At 61.4% G+C, this 21,518-nt stretch carries 20 protein-coding genes; 8 read left to right on the plus strand and 12 right to left on the minus strand.

The genetic code is table 11. The annotated features are described in order from the left end of the window. The 5 genes from icmH to F8N43_RS13505 all read left to right on the plus strand — a co-directional run bounded on the left by icmH (position 1) and on the right by F8N43_RS13505 (position 6,716). The gene (gene icmH / locus F8N43_RS13485; RefSeq protein ID WP_150631328.1) at positions 1-879 is read left to right on the plus strand and encodes a type IVB secretion system protein IcmH/DotU; all 879 of its coding nucleotides are present in this window, start codon (positions 1-3) and stop codon (positions 877-879) included. Then, a complete protein-coding gene (tssM, locus tag F8N43_RS13490; RefSeq protein ID WP_150653915.1) occupies positions 879-4,394 on the plus strand; it encodes a type VI secretion system membrane subunit TssM in 3,516 nt (1,171 codons plus the stop codon). Before icmH ends, tssM begins: the two co-directional genes overlap by 1 nt. Further along, positions 4,394-5,122 (plus strand): PP2C family protein-serine/threonine phosphatase, encoded by a 729-nt coding sequence (locus F8N43_RS13495; RefSeq protein ID WP_150653916.1) that lies wholly within the window; start codon positions 4,394-4,396, stop codon positions 5,120-5,122. The genes tssM and F8N43_RS13495 overlap by 1 nt, the downstream gene beginning before the upstream one ends. Then, positions 5,119-6,120, plus strand: a complete 1,002-nt coding sequence (locus tag F8N43_RS13500) for a serine/threonine-protein kinase (protein WP_191623673.1) — start codon at positions 5,119-5,121, stop codon at positions 6,118-6,120. The genes F8N43_RS13495 and F8N43_RS13500 overlap by 4 nt, the downstream gene beginning before the upstream one ends. A gap of 206 nt (positions 6,121-6,326) precedes the next feature. Further along, positions 6,327-6,716, plus strand: coding sequence for a helicase (locus F8N43_RS13505; protein ID WP_150631331.1), 390 nt, complete (start codon positions 6,327-6,329; stop codon positions 6,714-6,716). 124 nt (positions 6,717-6,840) lie between these two features. On the opposite strand, the gene F8N43_RS13510 is transcribed toward F8N43_RS13505, so the two are convergent. The 6 genes from F8N43_RS13510 to exbB all read right to left on the minus strand — a co-directional run bounded on the left by F8N43_RS13510 (position 6,841) and on the right by exbB (position 13,639). Further along, on the minus strand, positions 6,841-8,241 hold the full coding sequence (locus tag F8N43_RS13510; RefSeq protein WP_150631332.1) for an aminoacyl-tRNA deacylase and HDOD domain-containing protein: 1,401 nt from the start codon (positions 8,239-8,241) through the stop codon (positions 6,841-6,843). 78 nt (positions 8,242-8,319) lie between these two features. Beyond that, positions 8,320-10,395: an ATP-dependent DNA helicase RecG gene (gene recG, locus F8N43_RS13515; RefSeq protein WP_150631333.1), complete on the minus strand. Its 2,076-nt coding sequence runs from the start codon at positions 10,393-10,395 to the stop codon at positions 8,320-8,322. A 9-nt stretch (positions 10,396-10,404) separates the two neighbouring features. Further along, positions 10,405-11,334 carry a hydrogen peroxide-inducible genes activator gene (locus tag F8N43_RS13520; RefSeq protein ID WP_017341496.1) on the minus strand — a complete coding sequence of 310 codons (930 nt, stop codon included), beginning with the start codon at positions 11,332-11,334 and terminating at the stop codon, positions 10,405-10,407. Between the two features lie 158 nt (positions 11,335-11,492). Beyond that, complete coding sequence (locus F8N43_RS13525) at positions 11,493-12,239, minus strand: energy transducer TonB (protein ID WP_150631334.1); 747 nt, start codon at positions 12,237-12,239, stop codon at positions 11,493-11,495. Then, complete coding sequence (gene exbD / locus F8N43_RS13530; RefSeq protein ID WP_150631335.1) at positions 12,236-12,664, minus strand: TonB system transport protein ExbD; 429 nt, start codon at positions 12,662-12,664, stop codon at positions 12,236-12,238. The genes F8N43_RS13525 and exbD overlap by 4 nt, the downstream gene beginning before the upstream one ends. A gap of 6 nt (positions 12,665-12,670) precedes the next feature. Beyond that, positions 12,671-13,639, minus strand: a complete 969-nt coding sequence (exbB, locus tag F8N43_RS13535; RefSeq protein ID WP_150638152.1) for a tonB-system energizer ExbB — start codon at positions 13,637-13,639, stop codon at positions 12,671-12,673. A gap of 188 nt (positions 13,640-13,827) precedes the next feature. On the opposite strand from exbB, the gene F8N43_RS13540 reads away from it, so the two are divergent. Further along, positions 13,828-14,685, plus strand: coding sequence for an SDR family oxidoreductase (locus F8N43_RS13540; RefSeq protein WP_150638151.1), 858 nt, complete (start codon positions 13,828-13,830; stop codon positions 14,683-14,685). A gap of 138 nt (positions 14,686-14,823) precedes the next feature. On the opposite strand, the gene F8N43_RS13545 is transcribed toward F8N43_RS13540, so the two are convergent. The 6 genes from F8N43_RS13545 to F8N43_RS13570 form a co-directional block, all read right to left on the minus strand. Then, positions 14,824-15,564 (minus strand): hypothetical protein, encoded by a 741-nt coding sequence (locus F8N43_RS13545; protein WP_150638150.1) that lies wholly within the window; start codon positions 15,562-15,564, stop codon positions 14,824-14,826. 55 nt (positions 15,565-15,619) lie between these two features. Next, the gene (locus F8N43_RS13550) at positions 15,620-16,000 is read right to left on the minus strand and encodes a RidA family protein (protein ID WP_003229509.1); all 381 of its coding nucleotides are present in this window, start codon (positions 15,998-16,000) and stop codon (positions 15,620-15,622) included. A gap of 25 nt (positions 16,001-16,025) precedes the next feature. After that, positions 16,026-18,131, minus strand: coding sequence for a bifunctional GTP diphosphokinase/guanosine-3',5'-bis pyrophosphate 3'-pyrophosphohydrolase (gene spoT / locus F8N43_RS13555; RefSeq protein WP_150631339.1), 2,106 nt, complete (start codon positions 18,129-18,131; stop codon positions 16,026-16,028). A gap of 57 nt (positions 18,132-18,188) precedes the next feature. Further along, positions 18,189-18,452 (minus strand): DNA-directed RNA polymerase subunit omega, encoded by a 264-nt coding sequence (gene rpoZ, locus F8N43_RS13560; protein WP_003177259.1) that lies wholly within the window; start codon positions 18,450-18,452, stop codon positions 18,189-18,191. Positions 18,453-18,619: 167 nt separating this feature from the next. Beyond that, complete coding sequence (gene gmk, locus F8N43_RS13565; RefSeq protein WP_150631340.1) at positions 18,620-19,240, minus strand: guanylate kinase; 621 nt, start codon at positions 19,238-19,240, stop codon at positions 18,620-18,622. A 12-nt stretch (positions 19,241-19,252) separates the two neighbouring features. Beyond that, the gene (locus F8N43_RS13570) at positions 19,253-20,116 is read right to left on the minus strand and encodes a YicC/YloC family endoribonuclease (RefSeq protein WP_150631341.1); all 864 of its coding nucleotides are present in this window, start codon (positions 20,114-20,116) and stop codon (positions 19,253-19,255) included. Between the two features lie 281 nt (positions 20,117-20,397). Here F8N43_RS13570 and rph point away from each other — a divergent pair, with 281 nt between their 5' ends. Next, positions 20,398-21,120: a ribonuclease PH gene (gene rph, locus F8N43_RS13575; RefSeq protein ID WP_084317764.1), complete on the plus strand. Its 723-nt coding sequence runs from the start codon at positions 20,398-20,400 to the stop codon at positions 21,118-21,120. Positions 21,121-21,149: 29 nt separating this feature from the next. Beyond that, on the plus strand, positions 21,150-21,518 hold the full coding sequence (locus F8N43_RS13580) for a DUF4870 domain-containing protein (protein WP_017341486.1): 369 nt from the start codon (positions 21,150-21,152) through the stop codon (positions 21,516-21,518).

A 21,518-nucleotide genomic window follows, 5' to 3' on the forward strand; every position in this document is an offset into this window, starting at 1 on the left:
ATGATCAAGGACACGGAACACCATCAGGACGATAAAACCGTCTTGCTCGACCACCAGGGCCACGGCCCGGCGCAAAGTCCGCTGACCGATTTCGCGGCTCCGCCGCGCTTCGAACAACTCAAAGAGCGGATGATCTACGCCGCACGTCTGGGGCCCGCGGAGTCCTTCAACATCAGCCTCAATACGCTGGTGGCTGCTGGCTCCAACCTGTTGTCGGAAGTGGTGCGGCTCAAGCACAGCACCATCCCTGATGACCTGTATGCGCTCAAAGATCGGCTGACGGCTGCGCTGAAAATGTTTGAAGCGCGCGCACAGCACGACGGCTGCGAAAGCGGCCAGGTGATGACTGCACGGTACCTGCTTTGCACCGTGGTCGACGAAGCCGTCGTGACCACACCATGGGGCAATGAAAGCGAGTGGTCGCAGATGAGCCTGCTCAGCAGCTTCCACAACGAAACCTCCGGCGGCGAGAAGTTCTTTCAGCTGCTGGATCTGGTGTCGAAAAACCCGGTCAAGCACCTGCCGATTCTAGAGCTGATGTACCTGTGCCTGTCCCTTGGTTTCGAAGGCAAGTACCGCGTGAAAGCGCGCGGCATGCTCGAACTCGAAGGCATCCGCGATGCCTTGTATCGGCAGATTCGTCAGCTGCGCGGCGACGTACCTCGCGAACTCTCTCCGCATTGGGAAGGCTTGAACGATCAGCGCCGCAGTCTGGTGCGCATCGTGCCGGCGTGGATGGTGGTGTTGTTCACCGTGGTTTGCCTGGTGGTGATGTATTCGGGTTTCGCCTGGGTCTTGGGCGAGCAGCGCGACACCGTTCTGCAACCTTATCAGCCGCTGGATCCAGCCGCAGTCGCAGCCGTAAACAGGGACGTGTGATGAAAAAGTTTTTCAAGAAAGTCGGCGTGTTCGTGTGCCAGACCTGGGTCTGGACCTTGCTGCTGGTGCTGTTCGCCGCGCTGCTGGTGTGGTTCGTCGGGCCGCTGCTGGCGGTCAATGACTACAAGTTCTGGGAAGGTTCGACTTCCCGCCTGCTGACCATCAGTGTGCTGTTCCTGATCTGGGGCCTGACCATGGTCTTCGTCAGCTGGCGCGCTGGCGTGCGTAAAAAAGCCGTCGAAGACACCGAAGACGGTGAGGACCGTATCCGCCGTGAAGAGCAGATCGACGAAGCGCAGAAAGAGTTGAAAGAGCGCTTCAAGGACGCCCTGAAAACCCTGAAGACCTCGAGCCTGTATCGCGGCCGCAGCGAACGCTGGCGCAGTGATTTGCCGTGGTACTTGCTGATCGGCCCGCAGGGCAGCGGCAAGACCAGCCTGCTGGACTTTTCGGGCCTTGAGTTTCCGATCAACAAAATCGACCGCAAACTGACCCGCGACACCCTCGGCACCCGTCATTGCGACTGGTATTTTGCCGACCACGGTGTGCTGATTGATACCGCCGGGCGTTACCTGACCCAGCCGGATGCCGAAGTCGACGGCAGCGCCTGGAGCACCTTGCTTGATCTTCTTTGCAAGCGTCGTCGCAATCGTCCGCTAAACGGCGTGCTGGTGGCTATTGAAGTGGAAACCCTGCTATGCGCCGACGAGAAAGCCCTCGCGCTTCTGGGCCGGCAGGTGCGCACCCGTCTGCAAGAAGTGCATCAGAAACTCCACATCGATGTGCCGATTTATCTGGTGCTGAGCAAGGCTGACCAGTTGCTCGGCTTCGATGAGTTTTTCGATCAGTTGACCCGCGAAGAAAGCGATCAGGTGCTCGGCACCAGCTTCCGCAAAGAGCAGAGCGGCACCGACGTCACCGTGCTGCGCGCCGAATTCGAAGAGCTGCTGCGTCGCCTCAACAGCCAGGTGATCATGCGCATGCACCAGGAGCGCGACACCCAGCGCCGTGGCCGCATCCTCGACTTCCCGCATCAACTGGGACAGATCGGCGAGCGCCTGTGTCTGTTCGTGGACATGGCGTTCACCGGCAATCGCTACCAGCGTGCCAGCCAGTTACGCGGTTTCTACCTGACCAGCGCACCGCACTTGACCCAGGAAATGGATGAGACCACCGCCGCCATCGGCGCCAATCTGGGCGTGAAGGCCGGCATGCTGCCGACCTTGCGCAGTGGCCGTTCGCGGTTCATTCATCACTTGCTCAGCCGGGTGATTTTCCCCGAGGCCGATCTGGCCGGGTTGGATAAGCGTGAACGCAGCCGCATCCACTGGGGCCAGCGCGCGTTGTACGTCGGTGCGTTGGCAACGTTGGGCCTGTTCGGTCTGTTGTGGGCGGGCGGATTCTCGGCCAACTACGAACGTCTGGAAAGTCTGCGCAACCTGGCGCAAACCTGGACGCAACAACGCTCGCCCCTGACTGCGCGTGATGATTCGATGGCGGTGCTCAAGCCCCTCGACACCCGCTACGCGGCGACTCAGGTGTTCCCGAAAAAAGGTGACGTGAGCTACCACGAGCGTGGCGGTCTGTACCAGGGCGGAGACGTCAATCCAGTGGTCAAGGAGGCCTACGCGCGGGAGCTCGAAGCGCAGTTGCTACCGAAGGTCGCGACCCTGCTGGAAGGGCAGGTCCGCGCCAATATGAAGGATCGCGAGCGCCTGCTCAACAGCCTGCGCGCGTACCTGATGCTGAACATGAAAGATCGGCGCGACGGCCCATGGCTCATGGATTGGGTCGCTACCGAATGGTCCCTGCATTACGCCGGTAACACCGCGGTGCAGAACGGTCTGAACACGCACTTCGAGCGTTTGCTCAAGCAGCCGTTTATTTACCCGCTGAACGATCAACTGGTGGCTCAGGCGCGTCAGGTCTTGCGTAGCGAGTCGCTGGCCAACGTGGTTTACCGGATGCTGCGCGAGCAGGCCCGTAACCTGCCGGACTATCGCCTGAGCCAACACCTGGTCCCGCAAGGTGCGCTGTTTGTCGGCACCGATTACGTGATCCCGGGCTTCTACACCAAACAGGGTTATCAGCAGTATTTCTCCGTGCAGAGCAGTGCGCTGGTCACCGATATCCTGCGTGACAACTGGGTGCTGGGCGAAGGCGCGGGCATCAGCGCCATGGACTTGCGTCGCCTGATGGTCGAACTGGAGCAACTGTACTTCCGCGACTACGCCAATTTCTGGGGCGAAGCGGTCGGCCAGGTGGCTCTGCCACCGATAAACGATGCGGGCGAGGGCGCCGGGCAACTGGCGGGCCTGACCTCGGCCAACTCGCCGGTGCTGCAATTGCTGGTGCAAGTGCGTGAGAACACCCATTTCCCCGTCGTCGCCGACAGGGCCGATGACGCCCCAGCGTCGGCTGAAAAACTGGGCGGCAAGCTCGGCCAACTGGCCGCGGCGGCTGCGGACGAAGCATCGGCTATGGCGAAGAACCTGCCCGACACCGCAAAGAAATCCCTGCAACGCCGCTTCGAGCCGCTGCACCGCTTGCTGGATGAAAACAACGGCCCTGCCGCTGATTTGACCCCGGCGCTGACGGCGCTCAACGAACTGCAAATGCAACTGTCGAGCCTTGCGCGTTCCAGTGCGCCTGAGCAGGCCGCGTTCGAAATGGCCAAGACCCGCATGAGCGGCCAGCGTGACGCGCTGAGCAACCTGCGCAATGCCTCGAACCGTCTGCCGCGCCCGGTCAGCGTGTGGTTCAACGTGCTGGCCGAAGACACTTGGCGGCTGGTGCTCAACGATTCCTACCAATACCTGAACCAGCGTTATCAAAGCGAGCTGTACAGCTTCTACGGCAAGGCAATCAACAAGCGTTACCCGTTCAGCGCCCACAGCACCAGCGACGTGGCGATCAGCGACTTCCGCGAGTTCTTCAAGGCGCAGGGCATTGCTGATCGGTTCTTCGATACCTACATGCGCCCGTTCGTGAGTGGCGATCCGGGCAACTACCGACTTCGCCGCATTGACGGTCACAGCATGCCGATCTCCAAGGTCTACCTCGACCAGATGGCCGCGGCACGAGTGATCCGCCAGAGCTTCTTCTCGATCAACCCGGCGGAACCGCAAGTGCAGTTCAAACTGGAGCCGTACACCCTTGACCCGGCCGTCAGCCGTTCCGAGTTCAGGTTCGGCGACAAGACCATCGAATACCGTCACGGCCCGATTGTGCCGGTGTCGTTCAATTGGCCGACCGACGCTGAAGACGGGCGCACCAGTCTGGTGATGGACAAGATGGCGGGCCGCCCGATCGGTATCGAGAAGAACTCCGGCCCGTGGTCGCTGTTCCGCCTGTTCGACCTGATGCAGACCGAGTACCTCAGCGGTCGCGACGTGCTGGTATTGAAAGCCGATGTGGGTGGCCTGCGCGCCAACTACTTGCTGACCAGCCAGCGCACGCCGAGCCCGTTCGACATGGGCGTGCTGCGCACCTTCCGTATGCCGGTGCAGCTCTGATGCTGATTGCCAGTCCCTGGCGCAGCGCTGCGCGTACCGATGCCGGCAAGGTTCGGGCGCGCAACGAAGATGCTTTTCTCGACTGCCCGCAGCAGGGGCTGTGGGTGGTTGCGGACGGCATGGGCGGTCATCAGGGGGGCGACATTGCCAGCCAGTTGATCGTCGCCAGCCTGGCCGAATTGCCGGCGCAGGATGACTTTGACGAACGACTCAGAGGTATTCGCCAGTGTCTGCATTGGCTGAACCGTCGCTTGGGTCAGGAGTTGACCGTCACTGCCGGGCGCCACGACAGCATCATGGGCAGCACCGTCGTGGCGCTGCTGGTGGAAGGCAATCGCGCGGCCTGCATCTGGGCCGGCGACAGCCGTTGCTACCTGTGGCGCGACCAGCGGTTGTATCAGCTGTCCAAGGACCATTCGCTGCAACAGCAACTGATTGACGAGCAGCAAATGAGCCTCGAAGACGCCCGTGCGCACCCGTCTGCCTACGCCTTGACCCGTGCGGTCGGGGCAACCGAGCAACTGACGCTGGACGTGCTCGAACTCGAGGTCTACCCCGGCGATGCGTTTCTGTTGTGCAGCGATGGTTTGTACAACGGGTTGAGCAGTGATGCCTTGGGCAGCGCCTTGAGCCTGACCGCGCCGCATGTCGCGCTGGAGCGTCTGTTCGACGGCGCACTGCGTGGCTCAGCCCGAGACAACCTGACTGCCGTGGTGATCCGCCAATGACTCAACTCATGCCGCCGTTCGACGACTTGCTGATGACTGACGAGGAAGCCAACAACCTGACTTACTTTGCGTTCGCCAAATCGCACAAGGCTGAACCCGCGCTGGCGTCGACCAAGACCAGCGTCGGCAAAATACCCGACATTCTTGCAGGCCGTTATCGCATCGAGCGCCTGCTCGGTGCTGGCGGCATGGGCGCGGTTTACCGCGCGCGGGACTTGCTGAGCGAACAGTTCGGCGATCCCGACCCTTACATCGCGCTGAAAATCCTCAGCGAAGAATTTGCCGAATCGCCGGACGCCAGCGCCTTGCTCTACAGCGAGTTTGCCCTGACCCGACGACTGCGCCACGACAACGTGCTGCGACCGCACACCTTTGAAGTGGACACCGATTGTCAGCGCGCCTTCATCACTATGGAACTCATGCGTGGGTTGACCCTGGACAAACTGCTCTGCGAGCGGCCCCTGGGCTTGCCATGGAAAGAACTGCGCGAGATCGCGCTGCCGCTGCTCGACGCGCTGGCCTACGCCCACGCTCGCGGCGTGCTGCACGGCGACATGAAGCCGAGCAACGTGATGCTCAGTGAAGAAGGCGTGCGTCTGTTCGACTTCGGGTTGGGCCGGGCGGAGGAGGGCATCCTCCCTGGCCTGCCACACCTGAGCCGCGACCGCTTCAACGCCTGGACACCGGGCTACGCCGCACCGGAACTGCTCGAAGGCCAGTCTCTGTTGGCCTGCGCCGACGTCTACGGCGTGGCGTGCGTGCTCTACGAATTGGCGGGCGGCAAACACCCGTTCCGACGCTTGCCCTCGACCGAGGCCCGTGACGAACACCTGGAGCGCGAGTTGCACGCGCCGGAAAACCTACCGAAACACTGCTGGCCAGCCCTGCGAACAGCGCTGGCATTCAATGCGGCTGATCGAACGATCACCGCCGCACAACTGCGTGACGCCATGGGCGCCACTTCGTCCTGGCTGCAGCGTCTGCGACGTCGGGCGTAACAGGGAGCAAGCAATGGTCAACTCAAGGGATGAGCGTAGAGGCCTCAATAAATCTTGGCTTTTAAACAACAACATTTCGTCAATGACTTGGTAGTCATCAGCGTCAAAAAGTACGGCATCTTCTTCTAACACTGCGCAATGGTGGCGTTCTCGCTTGAAGCCGCTACACTGCGCCGGCCGTTCATTTTTCTCTTGAGGCTGTGCGCATGAAATTTCGTTTTCTTCTGTGGATGCTGGGTTTGTTGATGGGTAAGGCCAGCCGGACCAATCCTGCGTTTCAACAGCAGTTGGGTGACAAGGAGTTGGTGTTCCAATTACAGACCCTGGACGGGAAAGTGGCGCGGCATTTCTTTGTGAAGGACCAGCGTATTACCAGCCAGTCGGGCGTATATGCCGAGCCGGCGTTTGCGATTGCGTTTAAAGATGCGGCGTATGGCTTTGCCACGATGCAGGCGAAGAACAAGCAGTTGGCGTTTATGACGGGGATTCAGGACAAGTCGATTCAGATCAAGGGCAACCCGGCGCTGGTGATCTGGTTTCAGGGGTTGACCAAGTATTTGAAGCCTAGGAAGGCGAAGGCTAAAGCCAAGGCTTGAGGCCGATGATTAACCCTGTGGCGAGGGGAGTTTCAGGTAGACCGAGGTGGGTTCATCGCGGGCAAGCCACGCTCCCACAGGATCACCTAAATCCTGTGGGAGCGTGGCTTGCCCGCGAAGCTTTTTAGGCTTGAGTAAATTGCGAGGCCAGTTCGCGCAGCAGCACTTCGGCTTCAAGCACTTTGCTGACCACATCGTTGGCTTTGTCGCGGGTCAGGCCGACACGCTCCAGCAAAGCATCCGGGATGTCTTCATCCGGGCCGGAGCCGATGCCGCGGCTGCGCAGCAATCGCACGGACAGGCACACGAGGTTCGGGTACTCGGCGTAGGCACCGTCATAACTCGGGTCGTGCTGGAAGCGCAGCGCGGTGGCCAGTTCGTCGGGCATGTCCCAGTAGCGCATCAGCCACGAGCCGATCTGTTCGCGGCTGATGCCCAGCAGGTGTTGCTCGACAAAGCTGTGGCACAGGTGCGGGTTGACCTCCAGGTGGCGGCAGATCAGCGAGAAGTGCGGCGGGAACACGTGGGCCAGCAACAAGTAGCCAAAGTTGTGCAGCAGGCCGGCGAGGTAGGTCAGGCCGGCTTCCGGGCGCTGGGCGCGAGGCATGGCGCGGGTCAGGCCTTCGATGACGGCGGCGGTGTAGATCGATTGCTGCCAGTACGGCGTGGTGTGTTGCGGGTGGTCTTTGGGCAGGCTGAGGGTTTTGCCCAGGGCCAGGCCCAGCGCGAGGTTGATCACCAGGTCGAAACCCAGCACCCGCACGATGGCGTCTTCAACCGAGCGAATCTTGCCCGGCGAGGCGTAGTACGGCGACGCCGCCCAGCTCACGACTTGCGCGGCCAGGGCCGGGTCGGTTTCGACCACGCCGGTGATGTCGTCGATGGTGGCGTTGGGGTCGACGCGCAGTTTGATGATTTTTTGCGCGGTCTCGGCCAGCGGCGGAATTTCGATGGTGGCTTCCAGGCGTTGCTGGATGCGTCGCGCGGTAAACGCCTGGACGGCCTGGGTGATTTCCTCGCGGTCATCGTCGGGGCGGTCGAGGTTCGGGCGGATGCTGCTCACGTTCTCGCCGAAGTTGGCGGCGCTGGCCTTGGTCAGCATGGTCTTGAAGGCTTCGCTGGTGATTTCCAGCAGCACGCCCGGCTCGCCCGAGTTGATCAGCAACTTCGGTTCGCGCAGCAGGCTTTCTTCGTACAGGCACGGTGAGCTGGTCAGCGCCGGCAGGCCGGGCAGCAGGCTCAGGTTGTGTTTGCCGAGCATCTTTTCCAGGCGCTCGGTCGACACGGCGGCCAGGCGGCGGCCGGTCAGCTCAGCGAGGCGGTTGAGGTCGAGCAATTGGCTTTGCGGGAACAACACCATCAGCGCGCCCACGGCATCGTCGAGCAGCACCGCTTGTACCTTGCGCGAGGCGTTCAGGCCGTGGTGATCGAGGACTTCTTCGTAGGCGATGCCCAGTTTGGCGAGCAACAGCCGAATAACAGACGGAGCGTGCGGGGGTTCGGGGACGAGGGCAGCTTCAGTCATGGTCTGTATCCGTATTCAAACAATTGCAGGAGTATAACCAGCTTGTTTAAAGGCAGGGTCTAGAAACTGCGACGGTGCTCACACTTGGCCGTATTGCTGCCCGTGGCGTAGCCAGCGGTCCAGCAGCGGGCTGACGTGATCCGGCCAACGCTCCAGCAATGCCTGGGCGGCGTCGCGCACGGCGGGCAGCAAGTCGGCGTCGCGCATCAGGTCGGCGACCTTGAATTGAAGCAGACCGGTCTGCCGCGTGCCGAGCATTTCGCCGGGGCCGCGCAGTTCGAGGTCTTTCTCGGCGATGACAAAGCCGTCGTTGGTTTCGCGCATGATGCCCAGGCGCTGACGACCGATTTGCGACAACGGCGGATGGTAGAGCAGCACGCAATGGCTGGCGGCGCTGCCCCGGCCGACACGGCCGCGCAATTGGTGCAGTTGAGCGAGGCCGAGGCGTTCGGGGTTTTCGATGATCATCAGGCTGGCGTTCGGCACGTCGACGCCGACTTCGATCACGGTGGTGGCGACCAGCAGTTGCAGGTTGCCGGCCTTGAATTCGGCCATCACGGCGGCTTTTTCCACGGGCTTCATGCGGCCGTGAATCAACCCGACTTTCAACTCGCCAAGGGCGGCGGTGAGGTCTTCGTAAGTGGTTTCGGCGGCTTGGCAGGTCAGCTCTTCCGACTCTTCGATCAGCGTGCACACCCAATAGGCCTGACGCCCCTCGGCGCAGGCACCGCGCACTCGCTCGATGACTTCGACGCGCCGGGTATCGGTGACCAACACGGTGTTGACCGGGGTTCGGCCCGGCGGCAGTTCGTCGAGGATCGAGGTGTCGAGGTCGGCGTAGGCACTCATCGCCAGCGTCCGTGGAATCGGCGTGGCGGTCATGATCAGCTGATGCGGACACATGCGCCCGCCGACGCCTTTCTGCCGCAACGCCAGCCGCTGTTGCACGCCGAAACGGTGTTGTTCGTCGATGATCACCAAAGCCAGGTTCTTGAACTTCACTTCGTCCTGGAACAGCGCGTGGGTCCCGACCACCATCGGTGTGCCGCTGGCGATTTGTTCCAGCGCGGCCACGCGGTTCTTGCCTTTGAGTTTGCCGGCCAGCCACGCGACTTCGATGCCCAGCGGTTCGAGCCAGCGCTTGAAGGTGATGAAGTGCTGCTCGGCGAGGATCTCGGTCGGCGCCATCAACGCGACTTGGTAACCGGCTTCCAGCGCTTGCAGCGCGGCGAGGGCCGCGACCACGGTTTTACCCGCGCCGACGTCGCCCTGAATCAAACGCAGCATCGGCTCGTGCTGACTGAGGTCGTAGGCGATTTCGTTACCGACGCGTTCTTGGGCGCCGGTCGGCGCGAAGCCGAGGTTGGCCAGGTATTTCACCGGTAACTTCGTGGCTTTGGGCATCGCTGGCGCACGCAGGGAGCGCATGCTTTCGCGCAGACGCTGCTGCGACAGTTGATGCGTCAGCAGTTCTTCAAAGGCCAGACGGTGCTGCGCCCAGTGATGACCGAGGGCGAGTTCATCGACATCGGCATCGGCGGGTGGGTGATGCAGGTAGCGGATCGCATCGGCCAGTGGCGCCAGTTGATAGTCCCGCGCCAGCTCGGTCGGCAGCCAGTCGGGCAGGCTGGTCGGGCCGAGCATCGTCAGGGTTTGCATGCACAACTGGCGCAGGCGCTGTTGGGTCAGGCCTTCGGTGAGCGGGTAGACCGGGGTCAGGGTTTCATCCACCGGCGGCGGTTCGTCGCCGGTGATGGCGCGGTATTCCGGGTGGTAGATCTCCAGCCCCGACGCACCGGGCCGCGCTTCGCCGTAGCAGCGAATCCGCGTGCCGCGTTTGAGGCCTTCTTTTTGGGCGTTGCTGAAATGGTAGAAGCGCAGGCTTAGCCCGCCGGTGCCGTCCTGCAAGCGCACGACCAGGCTACGTCGACGGCCCATGACCACGTCGGCGCCGCTGACGGTGCCTTCGATCACGGCGTCCTGCCCCGGTCGCAAATGGCCGATCGGGACCACGCGGGTGCGGTCCTGATAACGCAGCGGCAGGTGGAACAACACGTCCTGGAGATTCTCCAGGCCGACCTTGGCCAATTTCTCGGCCATGGCCTCGCCGACACCCTTGAGTGCCGTGACCGACACTTGCGACAACTCGGTCATGACTGCGACTTAAGCCGCAACCACCGGCGCGGGCGGCTTGGCCACCGAGCACAGGCGAATGGAGTCGGCGAGAATTTCAATCGCCTTCGGACGCGGGAAGCTTGCACGCCAGGCGATGGCCACGGTACGGAACGGCACCGGCGGGGTCAGTGGGCGCACTTCGATCACGCCGGGGGCGTAGTGATGGCTGTCCACGGCCGACAGCGGCAGGATCGAAATCCCGAGGCCCGAGGCGACCATGTGGCGAATGGTTTCCAGCGAACTGGATTCCACCGTGGTGTGCTTGGCGCCGTCGTTGCCTTTGGTCAGCGTCGGGCAGGCTTCCAGCACTTGATCGCGGAAGCAGTGGCCCTCGCCGAGCAACAGCAGACTCTTGTCGTTGAGCAGGGCGGCGTCGATGGATTCTTTTTGCGTCCACGGGTGCTGGGCCGGCATCAGGACGTAGAACGGCTCGTCGTAGAGCTGCAGGGTCAGTACGTCGGCTTCGTTGAACGGCAGGGCGATGATGATCGCGTCGAGTTCGCCGTTGCGCAGTTTGTCGCGCAGCACGTGGGTGAAGTTTTCTTCGATGTACAACGGCATCTGCGGGGCGACCCGGTGCAGTTGTGGAATCAGGTGCGGAAACAGGTACGGGCCGACGGTGTAGATCGCGCCGACTTTCAGCGGGGCGGTCAGCTGGTTCTTGCCGGCCTGGGCCAGTTCGCGGATGCCTTGGGCCTGCTCCAGGACTTTTTGTGCCTGGGCCACGATGCCTTCGCCGACCGGGGTCAGGCGCACGGCGCTCTTGCTGCGCTCGAAAATCAGCACACCGAGTTCGTCTTCAAGCTTTTTCACGCCCACCGACAAGGTCGGCTGGCTGACGTGGCAACGCTCAGCCGCGTGGCCGAAGTGCTGCTCTTGGGCGAGGGTAACGATGTAGCGTAATTCTGTAAGAGTCATAGCGAGCGTCCATGAAGTTGCGGGCCAAGCATACCGGCTGCAATCGATAGACGCACGTTATCAGAGAGAGTGTGTCGAGTGACACCGGGCAATGCAGGTTTGCCGCTGGCAGAAACGCGAAAGGCACCTTTCGGTGCCTTTCAAGTTTGTATTGCTGCTTAGCGACGGCGTTCCAGCGAGTAAACAAACGGGGCAACAATTTCGATGGCGCCGTTGGTCAGCATGTCGGCCGGTGGCTTGGGCAGCGGCTGGGCGCGTCGGATCATTTCCAGGGTGGCCCGGTCCAGATCGGCGTTGCCCGAGCGGCCCACCAGTTCGAACGACAACACATTACCTTCACCATCCACCACGAAGCGCAGTCGGTTCAAACCTTCCTTGCCCCGCGCCTGAGCACTGGCCGGGTACTTTTTGTACTTGGCCAGGTGCGCGAGCAGTGTGCCTTGCCAACTGGCCTTGGCTGCTTGCTGCGCCGGTGATGGGCCCGGTGCCGGTTGCGCGGATTTCTCCGTCGGTGCCTGGGTCGGTTGAGTGTCGGCCGGTTTTTCCTCGGAAGGTTTTTCCTTCGGTGGCTCTGGCTTTTTCTCCACAGGCTTGGGCGGTTGAGGCTTCGGCTTGGGTTTGACCGGCTTCGGTACGGTAATTTCCGCCTTCGGCACTTCAGCCAGTTTCGGGATCGGCAGTTCTTCCACCGGAGCGGGTGGTTGTGGCGGCGTTATCACCTTCGGCGGTGCCGGTGGTGGCGGGGCCGGAACCGGTGCCAGCTCGACCATCATCGCCTGCGGCGGCAGCTCGATGGGTGGTCGTGCGGTCCAGTTCATCGCCAGCGCAATGGCCAGCGCATGGACGCCCAGCACCACGGCCAGGCTCCCGCTGTAACGCGTCAGCTTATGGCGCGTCGTGATCATTTCTTGACTGCCGTCTCGAGCCCGACCAGACCTACCTTCAGGTAACCGGCGGAGCGCAGGTTGTCCATCACGCTCATCAGGTCGCCGTAGTCCACGCCTTTATCGGCCTGGAAGAAGATCGTCGTGTCTTTCTTGCCCTGGGTCTTGGCGTCGAGCGTGGCACCGAGGGCTTCGGCTTTCACTTCGTCTTCGCCGAGGAACAGGCGCTGGTCAGCCTTGACGCTGAGGAACACCGGTTTCTCTGGCCGTGGCGCCGGTTTGGCGCTGGAGGCAGGCAGGTCGACCTTGATGTCCACGGTGGCCAACGGAGCGGCCACCATGAAGATGATCAACAGCACCAGCATCACGTCGATGAACGGCGTGACGTTGATTTCGTGGTTCTCGGCCAGATCGTCGTCTGCGCCTTCTTTCAAATGCAGGCCCATGGCCGATTACCCCACTTTCACCATGTGCGGTTGCGAGCTGCGCTCAGGCTGGTGGTCGAGGTCGCGGCTGACCAGCAACAGGACTTCTGCCGAGGCGTCGGACACTTGCGCCTTGTAACCGGCGATGGAGCGGGCGAACACGTTGTAGATCACAACGGCTGGAATCGCGGCCACCAGGCCCAACGCAGTCGCGAGCAGGGCTTCGGCAATGCCGGGTGCCACGACGGCGAGGTTGGTGGTTTGGGTCTTGGCGATGCCGATGAAGCTGTTCATGATGCCCCACACGGTGCCGAACAGGCCCACGAACGGCGCTGTGGAGCCGATGGTGGCGAGCACGCCGGTGCCGCTGCTCATGTTGCGACCGCAGGCTGCGACCAGGCGCTCGAGACGGAAAGCCACACGCTCTTTGATGCCTTCTTTTTCGCGGCTGTTGGTCGACAGGTGCATCTCTTCCAGCGCATCGTGCACCAACAGGTTGGCGAGCGTGCCGGGCTTGGCGGCCGTCGCACTGGCTTCCTTGAGGGTGGCCGCCTTCTTCAGGTGGACGATTTCAGTGCGCAGCCGGCGCTTGGCGCCCATCAGCTCGAAACCCTTGGCGATCCAGATGGTCCAGGTGATGATCGAAGCGATAGCCAGGCCGATCATCACGATTTTCACGATGATGTCGGCGTTCTGGTACATGCCCCACGGCGACAGGTCGTGGGCCATGCCCAGGGTGTTGTCGGCTTCGAGGACTTCAGGAGCGCCTTCGCTGGCGGTGTCTACGGCCTGGGCCGTGTCGGTGGCAGCCGGTGCTGCGTGATCGACGGCGTGGTCGGCTGCAGCAGGTGCAGTGGCGGCAGCCGGGGTGGCCGGCGCTTGTGCGTCAGCGAATGCGGCGGTTGGCGCCAGCATCAGGCTGATCAGCAGGGCGGCCACCGCGCTCCAGGCGCGAGGTCGTTTGGTTGGCGAAGCGGGGAATTGATTGCGTGTCATGCTGGCCGGACCTGAGAGAAAAAGACGGTAAATGTTCTTCCAGGCCTCGAAGGCCGAGAACAAAAGTGGCGGGCATTATTGCAAGTAATTCTTGTTAACAAAAGTAATAGAGTATCTTTTTTTCCTTCATTGCTAGCCGCTCGTCCATTGCCGGCGCTAGTCTGTGGCTTTCCGATAGGAGTTTTTTGATGTCCGCGCCTTCTGTTTTGATCGCCGGCTGCGGTGATGTCGGCAGTCGTCTGGCTACACAATTGCTGGCTTGCGGGTGGGAGGTTCACGGCCTGCGCCGGGATGTTTCACGCTTGCCGGACGGTGTCATTGGTGTTGCCGGCGACTTGTTCAACAAGGACTGTCCGCAGACCTGGCCAGTCGGTGCGGTGGATTATCTGGTGTATTGCGCGGCAGCCACCGATCACGATGAAGCCGGCTACCGCGCCGCTTATGTCGAGGGCTTGCAGCATGTGCTTGAGTGGCTGGACGACTACGGGCAGGTGCCGAATCGCCTGCTGTTCGTTTCCAGCAGCAGTGTTTACGGCCAGCAGGGCGGCGAGTGGGTCGACGAAACGTCGCCGGCCATCGCTGCCGGCTATTCAGGTCGGCTGATGCTGGAGGCGGAACAAGTAGCGCTCAACAGTGGCATCCCGGCCAGCATCGTGCGGTTGACCGGCATCTATGGCCCGGGCCGCGAATGGCTGCTGACGCAGGTTCGTCGCGGATATCGCGTGGCGATCGATCCACCGTTATACGGCAATCGGATTCACGCGGATGACGCAGCGGGGCTGATGGCGTTTCTGCTTGAGGCGGATCGGCGTGGTGTCGCGCTGGATGACGTCTATATCGGTGTCGACGATGCGCCTGCACCGCTGGCCGAAGTGGTGGATTGGCTGCGTGAATACCTGGGCGTGACTGAATGGGCCGACGATGCGAGCGTGCGGCGCACGGGTAGCAAGCAGTGCAGCAATGCGCGGGCGAAGGCCTTGGGCTGGGAGCCGAAGTACCCAAGCTATCGCGAAGGTTACGCCGCCATCCTCGAAGGCGGCTGCTGACTTCCAGTCACCACAAACCACTGTGGGAGCTGGCTTGCCCGCGATGGGGCCATAACATTCAACATCCAGGTTGACTGTTAAACCGCCATCGCGGGCAAGCCCGCTCCCACAGGGTTATCTGTTGGCTTCAGATCCGGGTCACTGTTTTTCCAGCAACCACTTGCGCTGACCCTGCGTGAACTGCGGCATCTCGTCCGCCTGTGCAGTGTTCACCGCCTGCAGGATCTCCAGTTCCTTGCCCTTGCGCGCAAAGATCCAGGTGTTGCCTTGGCCGTTCAGTTGCAGCCACATGTTGTCGTTGCCGTCACTCATCGACGCGCAATCGCCTGCCAGACACAGTGCATAGCGATCCGCCCCCGGCAGGCCGGTCACTTGGCCATCGGCCTGGAACTGCACGGTGTTGCCTTCACCGGGACCGCTGATGACTTTCCAGCTACCGCCCATGTAGGCCGAATACAGCGCGCGTTCGAAGCTCGCGCCAATCGGTGCGCCATCCGGCACGGGGATCAACGCGCGGTCGAAGACTTGTGCGGGTTCATTGTCGCTGGCTGCCTGACTCAGTTGCTTGCCGTCCCGCTTCAGTTCACTGGCGGAACTGCCGTAGAAGTCGACTTTCCAGGCACCGGACGCTTCGCCGAGCAGCTTGCCTTCGACGTTCTCAAAACCGTTGGTGTATCGGGCCTGACTGGCCTTGGTGTTGACGTCCCATTCCAGGTTCGGGCCGTATGCCTGGAGCGCTTCGCGCAGAGGGCCACCTTTGGACGCAGCATCGATCGCCACCTGATTGATCCAGGTGCCGCTGATGTCACGGTCGGCAGGGTTGCTGGCACATCCGCCCAAGAACAGGGCGACCAGCGAAAGAGCTAGCGCATGGCGCATGGTGGAATCCTTTCAAGACAGAATCGACGCAGCCCTTGGGGCTGCGCCGGACGTATTACTCGATGACCAGAATGGCATCCATTTCAACCTGCGAACCCTTTGGCAGGGCAGCCACGCCGATGGCGGCGCGAGCAGGGTATGGCTGATCAAAGTACTTGCCCATGATCTCGTTGACCTTGGCGAAGTGGCTCAGGTCGGTGAGAAAGATGTTCAGTTTGACGATGTCCTTGAACGAACCGCCAGCGGCTTCGGCTACGGCTTTGAGGTTCTCGAACACCTGGACGGTCTGGGCTTCGAAGCCTTCAACCAGTTCCATGGTTTTTGGGTCCAGAGGAATCTGACCCGACATGTAAACAGTGTTGCCAGCCTTGATCGCCTGGGAGTAGGTACCGATGGCGGCCGGGGCCTTGTCGCTGGTGATAACAGTCTTGGTCATGAATGACTCCTTGTAATAGGTTGGCTTAGGCGCGCATGCGGGTGATACGAATCACCCCGGTCAGCGCGCGCAATTTCTTGATCACGCGGGCCAGGTGCACGCGGTCGTGCACGCTGACCACCAGTTGGACCACGCTGATGCGACCATCGCGTTCGTCCATGCTGATTTTCTCGATATTGCCGTCGGCCGCATTGACGCTGCTGGCCAGCAGAGCGATCAGGCCGCGCTGGTGTTCCAGCTCGACGCGCAGCTCGACGTTGAATTCGCCGGTGACATCCTTGGCCCACGAGAGCTGGATGCATTTTTCCGGGTTATGGCGGATTTCGCTGATGTTGCGGCAGTTGTCCAGGTGCACGACCATGCCTTTGCCCGCCGACAGGTGACCGACAATCGGGTCGCCCGGGATCGGCGTGCAGCATTTGGCGTAGCTGAGCACCAGGCCTTCGGTGCCGCGAATCGCCAGCGGGCCTTCAGGGCTTGGCAATTGTTCGCCCTCGCCGAGCAGGCGTCGGGCGACCACGTAAGCCATGCGATTGCCCAGGCCGATGTCTTCAAGCAGGTCTTCGATCAGTTCGAGGCGGTACTCGGTGAGCATCGCCTTGACGCGCTCGGCCGCGACTTTTTCCAGCGAGCTGTCGAAGCCATTCAGCACTTTGTTCAGCAGGCGTTCACCCAGGCTGATGGATTCGGAGCGGCGTTGCAGTTTCAGCGCATGGCGGATATGCGTGCGCGCCTTGCCGGTGACCACAAAGTTGAGCCACGCCGGATTCGGCCGTGCGCCGGGAGCGCTGACGATCTCGACCGTGGAGCCGCTTTGCAGCGGCTCGGACAGCGGTGCGAGACGACGATTGATCCGGCAGGCGATGCAGCTGTTGCCGACGTCGGTATGCACCGCGTAAGCAAAGTCGACCGCCGTGGAGCCTTTGGGCAGCTCCATGATCCGGCCTTTGGGCGTGAACACGTAGACCTCGTCCGGGAACAGGTCGATCTTCACGCTCTCGATGAATTCCAGTGAGTTGCCGGCGCGTTGCTGCATTTCCAGCACGCCTTTGACCCACTGGCGGGCGCGGGCGTGAGTGCCTTTGGGCTGCTCGTCGCCGCTGGATTTGTACAGCCAATGGGCGGCGATGCCGTTGTTGGCCATCTCTTCCATTTCGCGGGTGCGGATCTGGATCTCGATCGGAACACCGTGCATGCCGAACAGCGTGGTGTGCAGCGACTGATAGCCGTTGGCCTTGGGAATCGCGATGTAATCCTTGAAGCGCCCCGGCAACGGTTTGTACAAATTATGCACAGCACCCAGCACGCGGTAGCACGTATCGACCTTGTCGACGATGATCCGGAACGCGTAGACGTCCATGATCTCGTTGAAGGCCCGACGCTTGCCGCGCATTTTCTTGTAGATGCCGTAGAGGTGTTTCTGACGACCGCTGACCTCGCCCTGAATGCCATCGATGGCCAGGCAGTGGCTGAGGGATTCTTCGATCTTGTTGACGATTTCCTTGCGGTTGCCCCGGGCGCGCTTGACCGCCTGGTTGATCCGCGCGGAACGCATCGGGTGCATGGCCTTGAAGCCGAGGTCTTCGAATTCTATGCGGATGGCGTGCATGCCCAGCCGGTTGGCGATGGGCGCATAGATTTCCAGGGTTTCCTTGGCGATCCGTCGGCGTTTTTCACCAGACAGGACTTCCAGCGTGCGCATGTTGTGCAAGCGGTCGGCGAGTTTGACCAGGATCACGCGAATGTCGCGTGCCATGGCCATGGCCATTTTCTGGAAGTTTTCGGCTTGTGCTTCGGCTTTGGTCTCGAAGTTCATCTGGGTCAGTTTGCTGACCCCGTCGACCAGTTCGGCCACGGTTTCGCCGAACTGCGCTTGCAGCGCTTCCTTGGCAATACCGGTGTCTTCGATCACGTCATGCAGCATCGCAGCCATCAAACTCTGATGGTCCATGTGCATGTCGGCAAGAATGTTCGCCACGGCAAGAGGATGCGTGACGTACGCCTCACCGCTGCGGCGGCGTTGGCCGTCGTGGGCTTGTTCGGCGTAGAAGTACGCTCGGCGGACCAGGTTGACCTGGTCCTTGCCGAGGTAGGCCGATAAGCGATCGGCGAGGGCGTCTATGCTCGGCATGATGACTCCTGCCGTTCGCTGTGACCCCGCGCCGTGCTACGTCGACCAGGCATAGGCTTAGACGGCCTCGTTGGACTCGTCCTCGAACGCTGCGAACAGCGGTTCGTCTTCGACGATTTCAGCATTGGCGATGAACTCGTAGCTCATCAGGCCTTCAGCGATTTCACGCAGCGCTACAACGGTAGGCTTGTCGTTTTCCCACTGAACCAGGGGCTCTTTGCCGCCGGTGGCCAGTTGACGGGCACGCTTGGTAGAGAGCATGACCAGCTCAAAGCGGTTTTCCACGTGTTCTAGGCAGTCTTCAACGGTTACGCGGGCCATGGTATTCCTCGGAGCGAATGCAATATGCGCGCTGCCCGGTTGGGCGAGCGGACTCAACAGTTTAAAAAATCACCAGCGATTAGGGAAGCGCTGATTTTTTGACCAAGCCCTTCAAAGCGCTGCAAGTGCCAATGTAAAGCCCTTGCAGCGGTTTTGGGAAGAGCTGTTTAGCCGAGCAATTCAGCCAAAAGTTTGCCGTGACGCTGTTGCTGGCGCTTCTGGTGCAGCTGATTGGCGCGGAAAATCGCCTGCAAATCGCGCAGTGCATGGGCGAAATCGTCGTTGATGATCAGGTAGTCGTAGTCGACGTAGTGGCTCATCTCGCTGACGGCTTCACGCATGCGCCCGTCAATGATTTCGTCGCTGTCCTGGCCGCGATTGGTCAGGCGCTGGTGCAAGGCCTGCAGGGACGGCGGCAGAATGAAGATCGAGCGGGCTTGCGGCATCAACTTGCGCACTTGCTCGGCGCCCTGCCAGTCAATTTCCAGGATCAGGTCGTGGCCTGCATCCAGGGTCTGTTGCAGATGGCTTTGCGACGTGCCGTAGAGATTGCCGAACACTTCGGCACGCTCCAGGAAATCACCATGTTCGCCCATCTTCACAAACGCTTCACGCGAGACGAAGTGATAGTTCACGCCGTTCACTTCACCGGGGCGCATGGCACGGGTGGTGTGGGAGACCGAGACACGGATCTCCGAATCAGTGTCGGTCAGGGCCTTGACCAGGCTGCTCTTGCCCGCGCCTGAAGGGGCGGAAATGATGTACAGGGTGCCGGTGCTGTGGGTCATGTCGGGTTTGCCTTACTCAATATTCTGCACTTGTTCGCGCATCTGCTCGATCAACACTTTGAGGTTGACCGCCGCCTGGGTGCTGCGCGGGTCGAAGGCTTTGGAGCCCAGTGTGTTGGCTTCGCGGTTGAGTTCCTGCATCAGGAAGTCGAGGCGCCGGCCGGCAGCGCCGCCGGATTTGAGCACCCGACGAACTTCGATGATGTGAGTGCTCAGGCGATCCAGTTCTTCGGCGACGTCGCTCTTTTGGGCGAGCATGACCATTTCCTGCTCCAGGCGCTGCGGGTCCATCTCGGCTTTCATGTCGGCGAAGCGGTCGAGGACTTTCTGGCGCTGGGTGGCGAGCATCTGCGGGACCAGTTCTCGCAGGGTCACCACGTCTTCTTCAATGGACGTCAGGCGATCGTTGATCAACCGTGCCAGCTCCGCGCCTTCGCGCTCGCGGCCGGCCTTGAGTTCTTTCAGGCCTTCGTTGAACAGTGCCAGCGCTTCGGCATTCAAGGCTTGCGGGTCGCTGGCGTCGCCGACCAGAACACCGGGCCAGGCCAACACTTCCAGTGGGTTCAGCGCAGCTGGATTCTTGATCAGACTGGCGATGGTTTCGGCGGCTGCAACCAATTGCGCGGCGCGCTCGCGATCCACTTGCAGGGGTTTGTCAGCGTTTTCTTCGGTGAAGCGCAGGGTGCATTCGAGTTTGCCTCGGGAGATGCCCTGACGCAGCGCTTCGCGGACCGCGCCTTCGAGGTCGCGAAACGACTCGGGCAGACGCAAGTGCGGTTCCAGGTAGCGGCTGTTGACCGAGCGCAATTCCCAGCTCAGGGTGCCTTGGGCGCCGGCTTTTTCAACGCGGGCGAACGCGGTCATGCTGTGCACCATGGAGGTACCTCGCAATGCAGGTCCGTGCGTTACCAAAGGTTTCGCGGACCCGCTATCTGTGAATGAAAGCCGACAGGCAGCAAAGGCGCAGGATTGTAGCGCAGTGGGGCGGATGCGCCCAAACACACGGTGTGACAAAGGGCAGCAGGCCGTCGGTTAAGCGCTGTTCTAAGCTCAAGCCAGAGCCTTCAATCGTCGGGCGAATTTTTTAGAAGTGCCCAGGCTCGGCGCGCGGCTCTATAATGCTCGGCAGTTTTCCGTCCTCCGTACAGGTATTCCCTATGAAACGTCCAAGTGGTCGCGCTGCCGATCAGCTCCGCTCGATCCGCATTACCCGCAACTACACCAAACACGCCGAGGGATCCGTACTGGTCGAGTTCGGTGATACCAAAGTCATCTGCACCGTCAGCGTCGAAAACGGCGTGCCGCGTTTCCTCAAAGGCCAGGGCCAGGGTTGGTTGACCGCCGAATACGGCATGCTGCCGCGCGCCACCGGCGAGCGTAACCAGCGTGAAGCGAGTCGCGGCAAGCAAGGCGGCCGGACCCTGGAAATTCAGCGTCTGATCGGTCGTTCCCTGCGCGCATCGCTGGACATGTCCAAGCTGGGCGACGTCACCCTGTACGTCGACTGCGACGTGATCCAGGCTGACGGCGGCACCCGCACCGCATCGATCACCGGCGCCATGGTTGCACTGGTCGATGCCTTGAAAGTGATCAAGAAGCGCGGCGGCCTGAAAGGCGGCGACCCGCTCAAGCAAATGATCGCGGCCGTTTCGGTCGGCATGTACCAGGGTGAACCTGTGCTCGATCTCGACTACCTGGAAGACTCGGCTGCCGAGACTGACCTGAACGTGGTGATGACCAGCACTGGCGGCTTCATCGAAGTGCAGGGCACAGCCGAAGGCGCACCGTTCCAGCCTGAAGAGTTGACCGCTATGCTTGAACTGGCGAAGAAAGGCATGAGCGAAATCTTCGAATTGCAAAAGGCTGCACTGGCTGACTGACCGGAACCATTCCAGGCAAGGAGGACGTTATGAGTGACGAGCAAGAGCTGCTTCCCACCCCGAGCAAAGAAGTTCGGCAGTGGGCGATGTTTTGTCACCTGTCCGCCTTGCTGGGGATCTGGATTCCGTTCGGTACGCTGATCGGCCCGCTGATTCTCTGGCAGATGAAGCGCGAGATGGACCCGTTTGTCGATGCGCAGGGCAAGGAGGCGCTGAACTTTCAGATCACCGTCGCCATTGCCTCCGCCATCTGCTTCCTGCTGATGGTGGTGATCATCGGGTTCTTCCTGTTTGGGCTAGTGGCGATTGGCGCCTTGGTGTTAACGATCATTGCTGGTGTTAAGGCCAATGAAGGAGTCCCTTACAGGTATCCGTTCACTTGGCGGCTGATCAAGTAG

This window comes from Pseudomonas fluorescens (assembly GCF_902498065.1).
Taxonomy (GTDB): Bacteria; Pseudomonadota; Gammaproteobacteria; order Pseudomonadales; family Pseudomonadaceae; genus Aquipseudomonas; species Aquipseudomonas fluorescens_BJ.

Excerpts from the sequence above, each read along its gene's own strand:
- icmH (WP_150631328.1), top strand. The coding sequence starts at position 1 with ATGATCAAGGACACGGAACACCATCAGGACGATAAAACCGTCTTGCTC.
- tssM (WP_150653915.1), top strand. The coding sequence starts at position 879 with ATGAAAAAGTTTTTCAAGAAAGTCGGCGTGTTCGTGTGCCAGACCTGG.
- F8N43_RS13495 (WP_150653916.1), top strand. The coding sequence starts at position 4,394 with ATGCTGATTGCCAGTCCCTGGCGCAGCGCTGCGCGTACCGATGCCGGC.
- F8N43_RS13500 (WP_191623673.1), top strand. The coding sequence starts at position 5,119 with ATGACTCAACTCATGCCGCCGTTCGACGACTTGCTGATGACTGACGAG.
- F8N43_RS13505 (WP_150631331.1), top strand. The coding sequence starts at position 6,327 with ATGAAATTTCGTTTTCTTCTGTGGATGCTGGGTTTGTTGATGGGTAAG.
- F8N43_RS13510 (WP_150631332.1), bottom strand. The coding sequence starts at position 8,241 with ATGACTGAAGCTGCCCTCGTCCCCGAACCCCCGCACGCTCCGTCTGTT.
- recG (WP_150631333.1), bottom strand. The coding sequence starts at position 10,395 with ATGACCGAGTTGTCGCAAGTGTCGGTCACGGCACTCAAGGGTGTCGGC.
- F8N43_RS13520 (WP_017341496.1), bottom strand. The coding sequence starts at position 11,334 with ATGACTCTTACAGAATTACGCTACATCGTTACCCTCGCCCAAGAGCAG.
- F8N43_RS13525 (WP_150631334.1), bottom strand. The coding sequence starts at position 12,239 with ATGATCACGACGCGCCATAAGCTGACGCGTTACAGCGGGAGCCTGGCC.
- exbD (WP_150631335.1), bottom strand. The coding sequence starts at position 12,664 with ATGGGCCTGCATTTGAAAGAAGGCGCAGACGACGATCTGGCCGAGAAC.
- exbB (WP_150638152.1), bottom strand. The coding sequence starts at position 13,639 with ATGACACGCAATCAATTCCCCGCTTCGCCAACCAAACGACCTCGCGCC.
- F8N43_RS13540 (WP_150638151.1), top strand. The coding sequence starts at position 13,828 with ATGTCCGCGCCTTCTGTTTTGATCGCCGGCTGCGGTGATGTCGGCAGT.
- F8N43_RS13545 (WP_150638150.1), bottom strand. The coding sequence starts at position 15,564 with ATGCGCCATGCGCTAGCTCTTTCGCTGGTCGCCCTGTTCTTGGGCGGA.
- F8N43_RS13550 (WP_003229509.1), bottom strand. The coding sequence starts at position 16,000 with ATGACCAAGACTGTTATCACCAGCGACAAGGCCCCGGCCGCCATCGGT.
- spoT (WP_150631339.1), bottom strand. The coding sequence starts at position 18,131 with ATGCCGAGCATAGACGCCCTCGCCGATCGCTTATCGGCCTACCTCGGC.
- rpoZ (WP_003177259.1), bottom strand. The coding sequence starts at position 18,452 with ATGGCCCGCGTAACCGTTGAAGACTGCCTAGAACACGTGGAAAACCGC.
- gmk (WP_150631340.1), bottom strand. The coding sequence starts at position 19,240 with ATGACCCACAGCACCGGCACCCTGTACATCATTTCCGCCCCTTCAGGC.
- F8N43_RS13570 (WP_150631341.1), bottom strand. The coding sequence starts at position 20,116 with ATGGTGCACAGCATGACCGCGTTCGCCCGCGTTGAAAAAGCCGGCGCC.
- rph (WP_084317764.1), top strand. The coding sequence starts at position 20,398 with ATGAAACGTCCAAGTGGTCGCGCTGCCGATCAGCTCCGCTCGATCCGC.
- F8N43_RS13580 (WP_017341486.1), top strand. The coding sequence starts at position 21,150 with ATGAGTGACGAGCAAGAGCTGCTTCCCACCCCGAGCAAAGAAGTTCGG.